Origin of the sequence: Tritonibacter mobilis F1926, assembly GCF_000376545.2 — a bacterium.
GTDB classification, from domain to species: Bacteria; Pseudomonadota; Alphaproteobacteria; order Rhodobacterales; family Rhodobacteraceae; genus Epibacterium; species Epibacterium mobile.
In genome coordinates this window covers 1,751,712-1,768,558 of sequence record NZ_CP015230.1, presented here as the reverse complement: position 1 = coordinate 1,768,558, position 16,847 = coordinate 1,751,712, and the positions used below count along the sequence as shown (strand labels likewise).

At 58.7% G+C, this 16,847-nt stretch carries 13 protein-coding genes; 9 read left to right on the top strand and 4 right to left on the bottom strand.

Annotation, left to right across the window (positions count from 1 at the left end):
• Positions 1-19 precede the first annotated feature (19 nt).
• Positions 20-598 (bottom strand): PadR family transcriptional regulator, encoded by a 579-nt coding sequence (locus K529_RS08460; protein WP_005620188.1) that lies wholly within the window; start codon positions 596-598, stop codon positions 20-22.
• A gap of 391 nt (positions 599-989) precedes the next feature.
• Between K529_RS08460 and K529_RS08455 the strand changes: the two genes are divergently transcribed.
• The gene (locus tag K529_RS08455) at positions 990-1,232 is read left to right on the top strand and encodes a hypothetical protein (RefSeq protein WP_005620190.1); all 243 of its coding nucleotides are present in this window, start codon (positions 990-992) and stop codon (positions 1,230-1,232) included.
• 102 nt (positions 1,233-1,334) lie between these two features.
• On the opposite strand, the gene K529_RS08450 is transcribed toward K529_RS08455, so the two are convergent.
• Both K529_RS08450 and K529_RS08445 read right to left on the bottom strand, forming a co-directional pair.
• Positions 1,335-5,147 carry an efflux RND transporter permease subunit gene (locus tag K529_RS08450; protein WP_005620193.1) on the bottom strand — a complete coding sequence of 1,271 codons (3,813 nt, stop codon included), beginning with the start codon at positions 5,145-5,147 and terminating at the stop codon, positions 1,335-1,337.
• On the bottom strand, positions 5,144-6,391 hold the full coding sequence (locus K529_RS08445; RefSeq protein ID WP_046002310.1) for an efflux RND transporter periplasmic adaptor subunit: 1,248 nt from the start codon (positions 6,389-6,391) through the stop codon (positions 5,144-5,146). Before K529_RS08445 ends, K529_RS08450 begins: the two co-directional genes overlap by 4 nt.
• Positions 6,392-6,755: 364 nt before the next feature.
• Between K529_RS08445 and K529_RS08440 the strand changes: the two genes are divergently transcribed.
• From K529_RS08440 to K529_RS08415, 6 genes are all read left to right on the top strand, one after another.
• Positions 6,756-7,424, top strand: a complete 669-nt coding sequence (locus K529_RS08440; RefSeq protein ID WP_005627098.1) for a hypothetical protein — start codon at positions 6,756-6,758, stop codon at positions 7,422-7,424.
• Positions 7,425-7,492: 68 nt separating this feature from the next.
• Positions 7,493-8,818: a PQQ-like beta-propeller repeat protein gene (locus K529_RS08435; RefSeq protein WP_046002309.1), complete on the top strand. Its 1,326-nt coding sequence runs from the start codon at positions 7,493-7,495 to the stop codon at positions 8,816-8,818.
• A 322-nt stretch (positions 8,819-9,140) separates the two neighbouring features.
• Positions 9,141-10,619, top strand: coding sequence for a ribosome biogenesis GTPase Der (gene der / locus K529_RS08430; RefSeq protein WP_005651488.1), 1,479 nt, complete (start codon positions 9,141-9,143; stop codon positions 10,617-10,619).
• A gap of 40 nt (positions 10,620-10,659) precedes the next feature.
• Positions 10,660-11,310, top strand: coding sequence for a MarC family protein (locus K529_RS08425; protein ID WP_005651485.1), 651 nt, complete (start codon positions 10,660-10,662; stop codon positions 11,308-11,310).
• 176 nt (positions 11,311-11,486) lie between these two features.
• Entirely contained in the window at positions 11,487-12,440 is a 954-nt protein-coding gene (locus K529_RS08420) for a fatty acid desaturase (protein ID WP_040643359.1), read from the top strand.
• Between the two features lie 102 nt (positions 12,441-12,542).
• On the top strand, positions 12,543-13,205 hold the full coding sequence (locus tag K529_RS08415) for a helix-hairpin-helix domain-containing protein (RefSeq protein ID WP_046002849.1): 663 nt from the start codon (positions 12,543-12,545) through the stop codon (positions 13,203-13,205).
• Positions 13,206-13,313: 108 nt separating this feature from the next.
• Here K529_RS08415 and serS read toward each other — a convergent pair whose 3' ends face one another.
• Entirely contained in the window at positions 13,314-14,606 is a 1,293-nt protein-coding gene (serS, locus tag K529_RS08410) for a serine--tRNA ligase (RefSeq protein WP_005651478.1), read from the bottom strand.
• A 255-nt stretch (positions 14,607-14,861) separates the two neighbouring features.
• Between serS and yajC the strand changes: the two genes are divergently transcribed.
• Both yajC and secD read left to right on the top strand, forming a co-directional pair.
• Complete coding sequence (yajC, locus tag K529_RS08405) at positions 14,862-15,146, top strand: preprotein translocase subunit YajC (protein ID WP_005651476.1); 285 nt, start codon at positions 14,862-14,864, stop codon at positions 15,144-15,146.
• A 34-nt stretch (positions 15,147-15,180) separates the two neighbouring features.
• Entirely contained in the window at positions 15,181-16,845 is a 1,665-nt protein-coding gene (secD, locus tag K529_RS23815; protein WP_005651475.1) for a protein translocase subunit SecD, read from the top strand.
• The last annotated feature ends 2 nt before the right edge of the window (positions 16,846-16,847 follow it).

Genomic DNA, 16,847 nt, shown 5'->3' with positions numbered 1-16,847 from the left:
ACATCACTTGCGACGTAATTTAGAGATTTTTGAGTGACGCAATCGTTGCATCGCACCAATCCGCCGCTGCACTGGCCATGCGATACCCGTAATCCAGCGTTGATATCATAAAGGCGGCGTTCGCCAATTTTCCTGCTGCCTCTTCGGCTTGGCGCTGTCGGATGATCTCTTTGAAAAAGGCGATGCGATCTTGTAGACCGTGGCGGTGGTCTTCCAACATCTTGATTATGACCTGTGGCGCGACGCTTGCGCCAAAAAACATCTTCAGGAGCAGCTCATTGCGAACGATGACATCACTGCTTGGGCCCTCGATCCAGTCCTGCAACGCCGCCTGACCACGATCGGTAATCTGATACATTTGCCGCTGGCGTTTGCCTGTAGACGTCGGGGAGGTCATGTCACGTTCTATCAGCCCCTCGTCTTCAAGAGCACGCAGGATGGGGTAGATCTGGCCGGCGCTTTCATTCCAGAAAAATGACGTACTGCGTGAAATCGCCTGCTTGATGTCATAGCCAGATTTCGGCCCCATCATAACAAAACCCAAAACCGCATATGCGGTGCGTTTGCGCCCAATTCTGGCTGCGGCGGACTTAGGCATCTCGTAGAACTCTGTACTGGTCATCGACACAGGGCGGTTGTCGCGCTGTGTATAGGGGATTTTGATATTTGCATGTGTTTTGGTGGTGACGCAAGTTGAGGTCGACAGAGCGAAGCCGCATAGCTGTCGGAGGTTTCTTTAAAATGCATTTGAAATCAAGGTAGTGCCGCCCGTTCTGAAAGTTTGTTCCATCACGCATAGGTGATTTCTTGCCAAAGCAGCCGTCTGTGCGACACCTTGCTTATGATGGAAAGCGATCTCGGCAGTCGCGTGCCGATCCGGACAGGTCAGGGCGCATGGCACTGGAGATCACAGGGATGGTTCTTAGGTGGTGTGGTGTCACGAGGGCAAACCCCTCAAATTCACGAGTAAGACCTCAAAGGAGGACATCATGAAACGCATTGCACTGACCACCGCAGCCCTGAGCGCCCTGATCGCAGCCCCCGCCATGGCAGAAGTTGAGCAGGCAGGCGCGCTGACCTTCAAGGAGCTTCAGCAGGAGTATCCTACGCTGACCCAGAAGGAGTTCGAGATGGTTGATGTCAACAAAGACGGCGTGGCCGATATGGAAGAGATTGATCAGGCCGAGCAATCTGACGTGCTGGAACAGGCACCGATGAACGACAAGAGCTGATCGACTCTGCGCCCGAGGCTTTGATCATCATATTAGCCGTCAATCGGGAATAAAAAAACGCCCCCTCTGAGATTTCAGAGGGGGCGTTTTGTCTGTGCCGGATTACTCGGCGGCCCTAAGGGGGGAGCTTCCTGTCGGGGTATCGGCATCTTCGGCCGCGTCGTTTGAAGTAGACGCATCATCAGTGTCCTTCGCCGCAGGTTCGCCCAGCCAATCGATTTCAGTTGAGGGCAGGCGGCGCGCTTTGCGTTGCAGCTCTGTGTCACGCACGACTTGGCTGCCGCTGCCACCGCTTATGCGCGCAATGACACGTCCCATCCACGCCATATAGGTTGAGAGCCACACCCGGATCGCCAGCAGCGACGGTGTGATTACCAGCGTCAGCACGGTCGCGACGCCAAGGCCAAAGACCACGGCAGTTGCCAGCTGCTTCCACCACAGCGCGGTTGGGCTGTCGATGGAATAGCCACCGTTGATGAAATCCAGACTGATGCCGAACATCATCGGCGCCAGACCCGCCATCGTGGTGATGGTGGTCAGCAGCACCGGACGGATGCGGGCCTCTGCGGTGCGGATGATGGCCTCGAGCCGTGGCATGTGCTGGCTGAATTCTTGATAGGTATCAATGAGAACGATGTTATTGTTCACAACGATCCCCGCCAGCGCCACGATGCCCGTTCCAGTCATGATGATGGAAAACGGCTGTTGCATAACCATCATGCCGATCAGCACGCCGGTGGTGGACAGAACAACCGCCAACAGCACGAGCACCGAATTGTAAAAGCTGTTGAACTGCGCCAGCAAGATCACAAACATCAGCCCAAGTGCGCCGAGGAAGGCCTTGGCAAGGAAGGCACCGGACTCCGCTTGCTCTTCTTGATCGCCCGTCCATTCCCAATCAATCGAGGCGTCAAATGGCGAGGTTTCCAGCCATTTGGTCAGCTCCGCGATGCGCTCATTGGCATTGATTGGGGTGATCAGGGTATCGCCATCTGCAATCGCCTCACGCAGCGCATCAACAGAGCCGGACCCGGTCAGGGTCTTGACCTCGGCTGTTGCGCCATTGGGGAGCGTTACGGTGTCGCCAGCGGCACTTGCGCCCTCGGTAAGGGTTTTTACGATTGCAAGAGGCACGGTTTCACCATCGCCGTCCTGCATAGTGATGCTGCTGAGACCCGGCTCAACATCTGCTTTCACATCGAAGTAACGCTGCTGTTCGATGCGCGAAATCTCGGCAAGTTTCGGCACAGGCTTGCGCGTGACAAAGTTCGACAGCGGCACCAGCCCTTCTTCGGTGCGCAGTTTGAGCGTATCGAGCGTGGACAGCACACGTTGCTCTTCAGGAAGGCGCAGGCGGATTTCGATTTCTTCGTCCGAACTGTCCACTCGCATGGTGTCGAGCAAGATGCCACGTGTCACCAATTGCACCATCGCGCCGACGGTGGCCACATCGGCGCCATAACGACCCGCCTTTGCCACATCCACGTCGATTTCCCAGTCAATGCCGGGCAGGGGCAGGCTGTCTTCGATCAGTGTCAGCCCCGGTGTCTCTTCGAAATGCGTGCGAGCGATATTGGTGGCCGCGCGCAGCGGTTCCCAATCATCCCCTTTGATACGCAGGTGCACCGGCTTGCCTGACGCGGGTCCACCTTCGAGCGCTTTGATTTCAACTTTGAAACCGGGAAGCGTATCGGTGAGTTTGCTCAGCTCTTCGAGCACCGTGTCGCCGTCAAATTCGTCGGCGGTTACTTCGCGCTCAAAGAGGCCACCGAGGATTGGTTCGGTCTTGGTCGGGCGGTCCTCCCATGGGATGATCTCAAACTGCACCTGCCCTATGGTGTCGGGCGGGGTGCTGGCACCAGAAGCATCCGTGTTGAGACCGCCTTCGCCTGCAAAGGAGAACACGTTGATTACAGCCGGGTGCTGCATGATCAAATTCTCTGTGGCACGCACCATCTCGTCTTTTTCATGGAGCGAGATATTGCCGCGTGCCCGCACATAGGCGGTGGCCTGTTCGGGTTCGCTTTCGACAAAGAATTCGACCCCGCGATTGTTGGTCTGGAACAGACCGAACACTGTCATGATGCCAAAACCCACCACCAAGAGCGTGACCACTGGCATCACAGGGTTGCCGACGATCATCTTGATAAACCAGCCAAACCCGCGCAGGCGGTTGCCAGCGACGACGCCACGCTGGCGGCGCTGCAGTTCTGCTGCGCCGAGGGTGATAGAAGCTGCTACAGCGGACAACAAAAAGATGGCAGCCCCAAGCAGCGCCGCCGGCATACCGGTGGCCCCCGAGAACAGATAGCCCGGGTTGAGCAGTTGCATCGCGCCCACGAACATCCCCCAAAGCGCCACCGGCACCAAGGCTGCGCGCACCGCCCAAGGAAGCGTGCGACGCAAAACGTCGGAGGCATTGCCAAACGTGCGGCTCAACCGACCTGTGACACCGCCCATGACCGGCAGATAGATCAGCGCAACCACGAGCGAGGCCGAAAGAACGAAGATGAGCGTCACCGGCAGCATGCCCATGAATTCGCCCGGCACACCCGGCCAGAATAGCATCGGCAAGAAGGCACAGAGCGTTGTCGCGGTGGAGGAAACCACCGGCCAGAACATCCGCTGTGCGGCCTCCACATAGGCGTGCATGGGGCCGGTGCCTTCGGCGATGCGTTTGTCGGCGTATTCCACCACCACAATTGCACCATCCACCAGCATACCCACCGCAAGGATCAGGCCGAACATCACGATGTTGGAGACCGAAATCCCCATCAACGCAAGGAACGCAAAGCACAACAGGAACGACGTTGGGATCGCAAAGCCCACCAGAAGCGCGGCGCGGCTGCCAAGAGCCGCGAGGATCACAATCATCACCAGCGCCACAGCCGTCAGGACAGAGCCTTCAAGCTGGCTGACCATGGACCCCACAACGCGGCTTTGGTCGTTGGATGTGCCAAGGGTAACTGCGGCCTTGAGCTCGGGCGGCCATTTGTCTTGCGCTTCTGCAAGTGTCGCCTTCACCTGATCTACAGTGTCGATCAGATTGAACCCTTTGCGCTTTACCACCTGAAGCGCCACCGTGTCGCGACCATCAAATCGCGCGGTGCCTTGGCGGTCCTCAAACGTGAAATTGATCTGTGCCAATTCCCCCAGCGTGACGACCCGATCGCCATTGGTTTTGACGGGAAGGCCGTAGATGTCCTCGACGCTGTCAAAGGACGATGGGATCTTGACCGAGAAGGTACCTTGATTGCTCTCAACCTCACCGGCGGCAATCAGTTGGTTGTTGTTTTGCACAACATTAATCAGCTCGACCGCAGTGACGTTGTAGGATTCCAGACGCAGCGGGTCGATCAGGACTTCGACCATTTCGTCGCGATTGCCTGCAATCCCGGCCTCAAGCACGGAATCCAGCGCCTCAAGGTCATCCTGCAAGTCCTTGGCCAGCCGCGCCATTGTGCGTTCCGGCACTGGGCCGGACATATTCACGATGACAATGGGAAACTCAGAGAAGTTAATCTCGTGGATGGCGTATTTTTCCGCGCCCTCCGGAAACTCCGCCTCGGCGGCATCCATTGCATCGCGCACATCCGCCATAACGGCGGTTTTATCCCAGCCAAAGTCGAATTCCAGCGCCACACCGGCATAACCTTCGGCAGCGGTGGCAGACATTTTGTCGAGCCCGTCCAGATCGGCAAGCTCGGTTTCCATCACCTTCACCAGCAGCGTCTCGGAGTCCTCGGCCGAGATGCCGGGGAAGGGCACGGAGATGAACAGGGCGGGGATTTCGATATCGGGCTCGCCCTCTTTGGGCAGGCTCACATAGGCAAAGCCCCCCACCAGCAGGGAGATGGCGATAAAGGCGAGGACCATCCTCGCACGATCTGCGGCCCAGTTGACGAGACCGATCATTCACTCATCTCCCGATAGGTAGGGTCAAGGGCGACGCCTTCGGTGACGAAGTCCTGACCCACTGTGATGACATCTGCTTCTTCGGGCAGGCCATCAATCCAGACGCCGGTGGATTCGTCGCGTAGCAATGTGACGGGCACAAAACCTGCAGTCTTGTCTTCGCGCACCACGCGCACGCCCAGTTGGCCTTCATTATTCAGTGTCAGCGCCGATTGCGGCAGACGGTGGGCCTTGGTGCCTTCGGCGGCGATCACGATCTCTGCGGTCTGGCCGTCGCGAATGGCCAGATCCGGGTTAGCAACGGTGATTTCCACCTCAAAGGTGCGGGTCGTCTCATCCGCAGATCGGCTGATGAAAGAGACGGTCCCTGCCACCTGTTTCCCGGTCGCCAGCCGCGCGCCCGCTTTGGACCCCAACGAGACATGGTTGATCGACGTTTCCGGCACGTAGCCCACCAGCTTGATGGTATCGAGTTGAATGACGGTGGCGCAGAGACTCCCGGCTTGCAACAGGCTGCCAAGTTCGGCGGTGTCCGATTCCAAGATACCATTGAACGGGGCATGAAGCACCAAGCGATCCATTTCCTTTTCCGCGGCATCAACGGCGGCGATAGCGGACTCGATCCCGGCATGGGTCGACGTCAGCCCGCCTTCGGCGGTGGCGATTGCAGCCTGCGCGGTGCGTTCAGCGGCCTTGGCCGATGCAAGGCGGGTTTCCGAAGCATAGCCGCCTTCAGAAAGTTTGGTGGCCGCAGTGAGATTGATGCGCGCTTCTTCAAGGACGGCCTTGGCCTCCTCAAGGCGGGCCTCGGCGGCAGGAACATTTGCGCGCGCTTCGGCCAATCGGGCTCGGGCTTCGAGGAGCGAGGCGGGACGTGTCCCTGGGTCGAGTTCGCAGAGCACATCGCCTTTCTCGACCGATGCGCCTTTGCGCAGGGGCTCAGAGATCACGGTGGAGGCGGTCTCGGCCATGACGTTGACCTGTCGCATGGCGCGGGTCTGGCCGCGCAGGACCACCGCATTGTCGATGGCGCGCGCCTTGCTGTGCACTGCAACCACTGCCACATGAACGCCGGTGTCGCCAGCATCGGCCAATTCGGTGCGCGCGTCTGCCTCTGGGGCGGTGTCTTCAAATTCGGTGGTATCTTCGCCGCGGGCGAAAGCCAGCAGGCTGTCGCGCTCCATGACCAAGGCGTAAAGGCCAAGTGTCACGACCAGGGCGGTCAGAAGAGGGATTATGCGCATCGTAAAAATCGACTCCAAAATTGGACACTTTTCTGTGAGATCTACCGTGTTCCGTCGCGTCACACTGTGAAGAAGGTCACATTCAGCTGTTGCAATAAAGCAGGCAGGGTTGGGATCTGCCACGATGACAGACCTAGGTGTTTTCGCGCGTTAAGAAAATGGTTCTGATTGCTCTTGTCACGCAAAATGACACGAATCGACCAAGATTCTGACCCGCTGGCGCAGGTTCAGCCGTGATTCTCGGCATTTTCTGACGGAGTGGACAGGACTTGGCTTGTCCCGCAGCACAGGCTATGTCACATCGACACTAAGACAATCCGTGCCCGTATATGGGTGTGGAGATTTGAGCGACAAGGGCCGTTTCATGAGCGATACCGACAGTTTCATCGACGAGGTCACAGAAGAGGTCCGCCGCGACCGTCTGTTCCTGATGCTAAAGCGTTATGGCTGGATCGGTGCTGTGGCAGTGCTGCTGATCGTCGGTGGTGCGACATGGCGTGAATACAGCCGCGCCAAGGCCGTCAGTGCGGCGCAGGACGTCGGAGACCAGATTTCGGCAGCGCTCACCGCAAATGACGCGGCAGATCGCGCGGCGGCGCTGGCGGGTGTTTCCGCCAGTGAGGTGGGTGCTAAAGCTGTTGTGGATTTTGCGCAAGCGGCTGCATTGGCGGACGCGGGTGAACTCGAGAAAGCCGCGAGCCTGTTGGAAGCCGTGGCACAGCAAAGCGAGCTGCCGCAGGTCTACCGTGACATCGCAGCTTTCAAATCTGTGATCCTTCAGGCGGATACCCTGCCTGTCGAGGACCGCAGATTGCGTCTGGAAACGCTCGCTGCAGCAGGCGGCTCACTGCAATTTCTGGCAAGCGAGCAACTGGCGCTTCTCGATATCGAGGCAGGCGACACGGACGCCGCGCTGTCGCGTCTCAAAGAGATCGCAGCCTCGGCTGGCGTGTCGCGGGACTTGCAAGAGCGCGTCTCTCAAGTGATTGTAGCCCTTGGCGGATCGCCGGAGGCGGAAGCTCAGGAAGGCTGAGGTCTGCGCGACAGCAGATCCGGCGGGACCAGTGATAATGACCCATGAATAATGACAGGGGCAGGGTGATGACGGCAATTCCAGGTGGTTTCGGCCTGCGTGCAAGCGTGATGGCAACGGCGATGGCGGCTCTTCTGTTGGGCTGTGCCGAGCCGGAGGAAATCCTGCGCGGTGCTCGTGAGGATATCCACGCGGATCGCCGGGGTGGAGTTGTTGAAAATCGCTCGGTTGCGATCTCGCTGCCGCGTGCGGTCACCAACAGTTCGTGGCAACAAAGCCCCGGCCAGCCCACCACACGGACCACCCATGCGGCACTGTCTGCCGCGCCCTCATTGATCTGGTCGACGAATATTGGTGCAGGTGACAGCCGCAAGCAGCGCATCACAGCCGCCCCCGTTGTGGGCGGGGGGCAGATCTACACGCTGGATGCGGCATCTAAGGTTTCTGCGGTTTCCCCTTCGGGCGCGGTCCTGTGGCAGCGCAATATTGAGCCTGCAAGCGACGAAGAGGGCGACGCCACAGGTGGCGGCATCGCTTATGCGGATGGCGTCGTCTATGTGTCTTCGGGCTTTGGTGTTCTGAGTGCGCTTAATGCCAAAACAGGCCAACTCGTGTGGCGGCAAGAGCTCGACGCGACAGGCTCCGGCAGCCCGACGATTCGCGACGGACTCCTCTATCTTGTAGCCGGGGACGATACGGCTTGGGTGATTGACACCAAAGATGGCCGGATCGCATGGCAAATGGAAGCGAGCCCCAGCGCGTCCAACATCCTCGGAGCTCCGGCACCCGTTGTTGGATCTGAGATTTCCATCTTTGCCTTTGGCTCTGGTGATTTGATCGGCACGTTCCGCCGCGGGGGCTTCCGCCGCTGGATCGCTTCGGTTGCAGGTGCGCGCACCGGCAGCGCGATTTCGCAGATCAGCGACGTGACGGGCGCGCCCTTCATGGACGGCAATCGTGTTTACGTTGGCAACCATTCGGGTCGCACGGCGGCCTTTGATGTAGCCTCGGGCGAGCGTCTGTGGACTGCGTTTGAGGGCACTTTTGGCCCGGTCTGGGCTGCGGGCGGCAGCCTGTTTTTGGTCAACGATCGCAGTCGTCTGATGCGCCTCAACGCCAATGACGGCAGCCCCATATGGTCGGTAGACTTGCCGGGGTATCTCAAGGATAAACCGCGTAAACGCGCAGAGATTGTCGCCCATCACGGCCCCATTCTTGCAGGCGGTCAGCTGTTGGTTGCGTCCAACGACGGGCTTTTGCGGTTCTTTGACCCGGTTGACGGTCGTCAAACCCGCACAGTGGAGATCAAGGGCGGCGCCACAACCGAGCCCGTGGTGGCCAACGGCACCCTTTATGTGGTGACGCGCGACGGCAATTTGGCGGCGTTTCGCTAACAGCTACGGATTGCCCCATTGAGGTTTTGCGCTGCGCTTTGCGCATCGCGAGGGGGCGGGGCCGCGCCTTCGGCGCGGCCCCGCTCGGCCCAACGCTTCTTGTGATGCAGCCACAGGCTGCGTTTCAAAGGGGCGGGAGGACCCCGCTGTTTGTCGACCGGATCAAGGCGGCAGGGTGTTCAGGGCGCTGAAGCTGTGAAAATCACCCGTACAGTCCTCGCGTGTTTTGGTCGCGCCAAATCGCCTGGGCATATTATTTACTGGCGTGTGCGGCAAAGATAGGCTATGCGCGCGGTTCACCAATCACGGAAAGTCCGGATCCATGTCCTTTACGCTCGCCATCGTGGGGCGCCCAAATGTGGGCAAGTCCACTTTGTTCAACCGTCTCGTCGGCAAGAAACTGGCGCTGGTCGACGACCAGCCCGGTGTCACGCGCGACCTGCGCGAGGGTGAGGCGCGGCTGGGTGATCTGCGCTTTACTGTCATTGACAGCGCCGGTCTGGAAGATGCCACCGACAACAGCCTGGAGGGACGCATGCGTCGCCTGACGGAGCGGGCGGTGGAAATGGCGGATGTCTGCCTGTTCATCATCGATGCGCGCGCTGGCGTGACCCCCACGGACGAGATGTTTGCCGAGATCCTGCGCAAGAAATCTGCGCATGTCATTCTCGCGGCCAATAAATCCGAAGGCTCCGCCGCCGATGCGGGTGTGATTGAGGCCTATGGTCTGGGGCTTGGCGAGCCGATCCGCATGTCGGGCGAACACGGCGAAGGCCTGAACGATCTTTATTCCGAACTTCTGCCTGTGTCGGAGAAATTCGAAAAACTCGCTGAAGAGACCGCACCCGCCACCGACGTGGTGCTGGATGAGGACGAGAATGAGGCGTTCAACGAAGGCGAAGAGATCGCCGCAACACCCGTTCCGACCATGGAAAAACCGCTTCAGGTGGCCGTAGTGGGCCGCCCCAACGCCGGTAAGTCCACGCTGATCAATAAGATCCTTGGCGAAGACCGTCTGCTGACAGGGCCAGAGGCCGGGATCACCCGCGATGCCATCAGTCTCAAGATCGACTGGTCCGGAACACCGATGCGGATCTTTGATACCGCTGGCATGCGCAAAAAAGCCAAAGTGCAGGAAAAGCTGGAAAAGCTCTCGGTCTCTGACGGCCTGCGCGCGGTGAAATTTGCCGAGGTCGTGGTGGTGCTGCTGGACGCAGCCATTCCGTTCGAGCAGCAGGATTTGCGTATCGCGGATCTGGCTGAACGCGAAGGCCGGGCGGTGGTTGTCGCCGTCAACAAATGGGATATCGAGGACGAAAAGCAGGAAAAGCTCAAAGCGCTCAAAGAAGCCTTTGAGCGGCTGCTGCCACAGTTGCGTGGCGCACCGCTGGTTACGGTCTCGGCAAAAACCGGCCGTGGTCTGGACCGATTACATGCGGCGATTATGAAAGCCCATGATGTCTGGAACCGCCGTGTGCCGACCGCCGCGCTCAACCGCTGGCTTGCGGGTATGCTTGAACAGCACCCGCCGCCGGCACCACAAGGCAAACGCATCAAACTGCGCTACATGACCCAAGCCAAGACCCGTCCGCCGGGCTTTGTGGTGATGTGCTCGCATCCTGATAAGATGCCTGCGAGCTACAATCGCTACCTCGTGAATGGCTTGCGCGAAGATTTTGATATGCCGGGCACCCCCATTCGCTTGACGCTGCGGGGACAGGGCGACAAGAACCCCTACAAGGGGAAAAAGAAATCGACCCCATCGCGCCTGCGTAAACACATTGAGGGCCGTAAAAGCTGATCCCAGCTAGCGCGGCCCCACAGACAGGAGACCGCGCCACATGACATGGCCCTTTGTCTTTCAAGACCTCGTGCGGGAGTTCATCACGCTTTTTGTGGTGATCGACCCGGTTGGGACCATTCCTGTATTCTTGTTTGCCACGGCTGCAGTCCCCCAGCGGCTGCATCGCTCATTTGCACTGCGGGCGGTTTTGGTGTCGGCGCTGGTCTTGGGGCTGTTTCTGGTCTTGGGGCAGATCATTCTCGAAGGCATCGGGCTGCGCCTTGGTGCGTTTCAGATTGCGGGCGGGATCATCTTGTTCCTCTTTGCGCTCAGCATGATTTTTGGTGAAACCAAAGCCGCAAGCGAGATAAAAGAAGCCGAAAACGAGGATCTCTCTGGCGCAGTGTTTCCACTGGCGATCCCTTCGATTGCCTCACCCGGTGCAATCCTCGCTGTGGTGATCCTGACCGACAATCACTCCACCGGCGTGGTGGAGCAGGCGATGACGGCGGTTGTATTGCTCTTTGTACTGGCGATTACCTTTGTTTTGCTGTTGCTCGCCAGTAAGATACAAAAGCTGATCGGCCAGACCGGTGTCAGCGTGATCAGCCGGGTTATGGGGTTGATCCTCGCCACTGTGGCGGTGGATGCGGTACTGCAAGGGCTGGAGCAAATGGGCGTTCTTGCGCTGTCCACCCCTCCGGTCTGAGGAAACGACCCTGCCGCACATACGGCGGGTCAGGCGCAGGCGGGCTTTTGCACAGCTGGTATTTATAGCTGTTCAAATACTTGTCATAGGGCGTATGCATATTAACTGATTGAAAGAGAATTTAATCCGATCCCGCCGTCACGCGGGCGTCACAGAGCGTATTTATGGGGTCAGGCATGGATCTGAGAGCCTACACACGCCAGTACACCGAGAAGGACAACCGGCTTGCCGCGTTGAGCTATTTCGGAACATTCGCCGTTTATTTTACGGCCCTTTATCTGGCGATTTCCTGTTCACATCTTTGGTATGTGATGTGGCCTGCGGGCATTGTTTTTGCGTTCAGCGCAGTGCGTCTTTATGTGTTGCAGCATGACACCGGGCACCACTCGCTGTTTGAAACCCGTCGGCAGAATGAATGGGCGGGGCATGGGCTGTCGCCTTTTACATTCGCCCCGTTTGAGGTGATGAAGCAGAACCACAACCTGCATCACGCCAATGTTGGCAACCTTGAACACCGCGAGACGGGTGAAATTCACACTATGACCGTTGGAGAATGGCAGCGCGCCAGTGTCTGGCAGCGGCTGCAATACCGTCTCTATCGCAACCCGTTTGTGCTGGTGCCGCTTGGGGCTGCCTTCACCTATTTTATCCGCTATCGCTGGCCGAAGAACACGCTTGAATTCGGTGTGATGCAGGTGGTTTTGCATAACCTCGCCATCATCGCGTGGCTCTACGCGCTCTATGCGATTGCGGGGGGCGAGGGGTTGTTGATCTGGCTCGGATTTTCCTTCCTTGGTGGGATGATTGGGGTGTTTCTGGTCTATCTGCAGCATAATTTCGAGGACACCTACTGGGACCGCCGCCCGGACCTCAACCCGCGTGTTGCGGCGCTGCAGGGCTCATCGTGTCTGGATTTTGGCTGGTTCTTTGATTTTGCCGTCGCCAATATCACGTTGCATGACATCCACCACTTTAACGCGCGTATCCCCAGCTATCGGCTACGCCAGTGCCATTACAACATGCCCGAGGAGATAGCTCCGCGTCGGATCAAATTCGGTGAAGCGATACGCGCGCTTGGGCTTAAACTCTGGGACGAGGATCAAAAGCGGCTGGTTCCTTTCCCGAGTTGAAGGGCGCGCGCCGCCTCGCAAGAGATGTTGGACATATCGCAATTTCGAGTGCTAACCTCTGAAATTGATATTACTCAGGATGTTGCGAGGAATTACGGACGTATGACCCCAATTGTAAAACTCCCAGGCGTAGGACCTGCGCTCGCAAAGGCGATGCAGGATCACGGTATTCGCTCTGTCGAAGATGTGGCCGCGCGATCCGAAGCAGAGTTGACGCAAGTGCCACGGTTGGGCACTACCCGCGCGGCGAGCCTCAAGGCGGCAGCGCAGAAGATGGCAAAAGAGGGCGCAGCACCTGCGTCTGCGGCATCCAAACCGGCAGCCTCTCCAAGGCGCCAAACCACAGCCGCGAGAAAGCCACGCACAGCGCGTGCAAAACCCGCACCGGCCAAAGCCGTTGCAGCCGCCAAAGAGGCCGCACAATCCGCCGCCAAAGCCGTAAAAGCAGGTGCAAGTGCTGCCGCAGAGGATACGCGTGAAAGCGTGCACAGCGCTGTTGCCGCTGCCGAGGCTGCGCGCCTAGCGGCAGAAGAAAAAGCCGCCAAAGCCGAGGCCAAGGCCGCCAAAGCTGCCAAAAAGGCCAAAGCCTTGATGGCTGAATTTGCAGCCGCCAAAGAGAAAGCCTCCTCTAAAGCCGTAAAAGAGAAGGGCAAGGCGAAAAAGGAAATCGCCAAAGAAAAGGCGAAAGAGAAAAAGATCCTCTCTGAGAAGTCTGACGGTAAAAAGAAAAAGAGCAAAAAGAACAAAAAGAAGAAAGACAAGTGATCGCGTGTTTTTCTTAGGATCTCGCTTGATCCACTTGTTCTTAAAAGAAAAACCGGCGCTGTATGAGCGCCGGTTTTCTTGTTTGATGTATGCTTTGCCGCGTAAAGGTCAGGCCAGCGTGCCCTCAGCGGTGAGGGTCGATTTGCCCCCAAGGTAGGGCGCAAGTGCTGCGGGAAGTTTGACCGAGCCATCCGCTTGCTGGCCGTTTTCCAGCACCGCAATGAGACAACGCCCGACCGCAAGGCCAGAGCCATTGAGCGTGTGCAAAAACTCAGGCTTGCCGCCATCGGCGGGCTTGAACCGGGCATTCATGCGGCGAGCCTGAAAATCACCGGTGGTGGAGACCGACGAAATCTCACGGTAAGTGTTCTGGCCGGGCACCCAGGCTTCGATGTCAAAGGTCCGACGCGCGCCAAAGCCCATATCGCCAGTGCAAAGCGCCACGGTGCGATAGGGAATGCCGAGTTTCTCAAGGATGCCTTCGGCGCAGCCCAACATGCGCTTTTGCTCGTCATCCGACGTCTCGGGATGCACGATCGACACCATCTCGACCTTCTCGAACTGGTGCTGGCGCAGCATGCCGGAGGTGTCTTTGCCAGCAGACCCGGCTTCCGACCGGAAGCACAGCGTATGTGCCGTATAGCGGATCGGCAGCGTGCTTTCGTCGATCACGTCACCGGCGACCGAATAGGTCAACGGCACCTCAGAGGTAGGCACCAGCCACCAGCCGTTGGTGGTCTGATAGCTATCGTCACCGAATTTCGGCAGTTTATCTGTGCCGTACATCGCCTCGTCACGCACCAATACGGGCGAGTTCACCTCAGTGAGGCCGTTTTCGTCCACATGGGTGTCGACCATGAACTGCGCCAGTGCGCGGTGGATGCGGGCCACGGCACCTTTCAGCACCACAAAGCGCGCGCCAGAGATCTTGGCGGCCGTCTCGAAATCCATCGCCTTGGCGACGCCTGCGATCTCGAAATGCTCCTTGGGTTCAAAGTCGAACGCAGGCACATCGCCCCAGCGCTTCACCTCGACATTGTCGTCCTCGTCTGCGCCTTCGGGCACGTCCTCGGCCGGGCTGTTGGGGATGCGCGCCAGCATATCGGTAAGCTTGGCGTCCAGTTCCTTGGCCTCGGCCTGCATGGTAGCAACTTCGGCCTTTTTGTCGGCCACTTCGGCCCGCAGGCGTTCAAATTCCGCTTCATCGCCTTTGGCCTTTGCGGCGCCGATGGCTTTAGCAGCTTTGTTCTGATCAGCCTGCGCGGTTTCTGCCGCGAGGATCTTGGCGCGACGGGCTTCGTCCAGCTCCAGCACCTGAGAGGACAGGGCAGACTCTCCACGGCGGGCCAGGGCGGCGTCAAATGCGGCCGGGTTCTCGCGGATTGCACGGATGTCATGCATGGGTCTGCTCCTATGATGCAGTTTGAATCAGTGCCGTTAGCTATGCCCGAGCGGGGGGCGAAGGGGAAGGGGGCAGCACCGGCCCACGGTGATCTTGTGGCGGTTGCTGTGGCATAGAAGAGCGAAAAGCGCCCTGTGAGCAGTGAAAGCCTACCTGATCACGTCCGCCCTGCCTTGCAAAGCCCTGTGGCTGCGCATAGGTTCCACGCAAAATCCGGGACCAAGATGGCCCCCAAAGACAGAAGGAAATACCCTATGGATGGTGGCGCAATCGCCCAGTTTCTCCCGCTGATCCTAATCTTTGCGATCATGTACTTCCTGCTCATTCGTCCGCAGCAGAAGAAGATGAAGCAGCATCAAAACATGGTTGAGGCCCTGCGTCGTGGCGATCAGGTGATCACCCAAGGCGGTGTGATCGGTAAGGTCTCCAAGGTCAAAGAAGACGGCGAGCTTGAAGTAGAGATCGCTGAGGGTGTGAAAGTTCGTGTGGTTAAATCCACCATTGCTCAGGTGCTGAACAAGACCGAGCCCGCATCCTGAGCCTCGCCTCGCACGCTACTGAAAAGGCAGGGTAATGCTGCAAATTGATACCTGGAAGAGGGTGCTCATCTGGCTGGTCTGCGTGGCCGGCCTTTTGGCTGCCCTGCCCAATGCGTTCTACACCCGTGTGGAACAATCCAATGACGCCTGGGCCCAAATTGAGGTTGAGGGCGAAACCCCTGAGCGTCTGACTGTGGCCGAGCAATGGCCCGAGTGGATGCCCTCGGGGCTTGTGAACCTCGGTCTCGACCTTCGCGGTGGCGCGCATCTTCTGGCCGAAGTTCAGGTCAGCGATGTCTACACCGCACGGATGGATGCGCTCTGGCCCGAGGTGCGCAATGTTTTGCGTGATGAGCGCGGCACCATCGGCACGTTTCGCCGCATCCCCGAGGCACCCGCGGATCAGATTCGTCTGCGCCTGTCGGATGCTGCGGGCATGAGCCGCGCCCTTGAACTGGTGCGCGGTCTGGCCAATCCGGTGACCTCGCTCACCGGGGCGGGGGCCACCGACATTACCGTCAGCGGGCAGGGAGATGTGATCACCATTGCACTCTCGGATGAGGAAAAACTCGCCTCTGATGATCGCACCGTGCGCCAGTCGCTTGAAATCATCCGCCGCCGGATCGACGAGGTTGGCACCCGTGAGCCCACCATCCAGCGTCAGGGAAGCGACCGGATTCTAATTCAGGTGCCGGGGATTGGGTCCGCGGCCGAGCTGAAAGAGATCATCGGCACCACCGCGCAGCTGACGTTTAATCCGGTGGTGAGCCGTGGCTCTGACGCTGATGCCAGCGCGGGGATCGGCAATAAGGTGATCCCGTCGATTGATGAGCCGGGCACCTACTACACGGTAGAATCCGCGCCTGTGGTCACCGGCGAGGAACTGGTCGACGCGCAGCCTGCCTTTGATCAGAATGGCCAGCCTGCGGTGAACTTCCGCTTTAATACGGCGGGGGCCCGTAAATTTGGCGACTATACGGCCCAAAACATCGGCGCACCCTTTGCCATCGTACTCGATGACGAGGTGATCTCCGCTCCGGTGATCCGCTCGCATATCCCCGGTGGCTCCGGCATTATCACCGGGAACTTCAGCGTTGAGGACAGCACCCAGCTTGCGGTGCTGCTGCGCGCAGGTGCGCTGCCTGCGGAGTTGCAATTCCTCGAAGAGCGGACCATCGGCCCGGAGCTTGGACAGGACAGTATTGATGCGGGTAAGGTGGCGACTGTTGTTGCCTTTGCTGCGGTGCTGGTCTTTATGGTGCTGAGTTACGGTCTGTTTGGCTTTTTTGCCAATATCGCGCTGATTTTGAACATTGCGCTGATTTTCGGCGCGCTAAGCCTGATTGGCGGCACGCTGACCCTTCCGGGCATCGCCGGTATCGTTCTGACAGTGGGTATGGCGGTGGACGCCAATGTGCTGATCTTTGAACGCATCCGCGAAGAACTAAAGGCAGGGCGAGGTCCGGCGCGTGCGATTGACGAGGGTTACGCCAAGGCGCTCTCGGCGATCGTGGATGCCAATATCACCACCTTCATCACCGCCGTGATCCTCTTCGCAATCGGCTCCGGCCCGGTGCGTGGCTTCGCCATTACCCTTGGCCTCGGCATTCTGACCTCGGTCTTCACCGCGATTTTCGTCACCCGACTGATCATCGTGATGTGGTTCGAACGTCGCCGTCCCAAAACCATCGAGGTGTAACT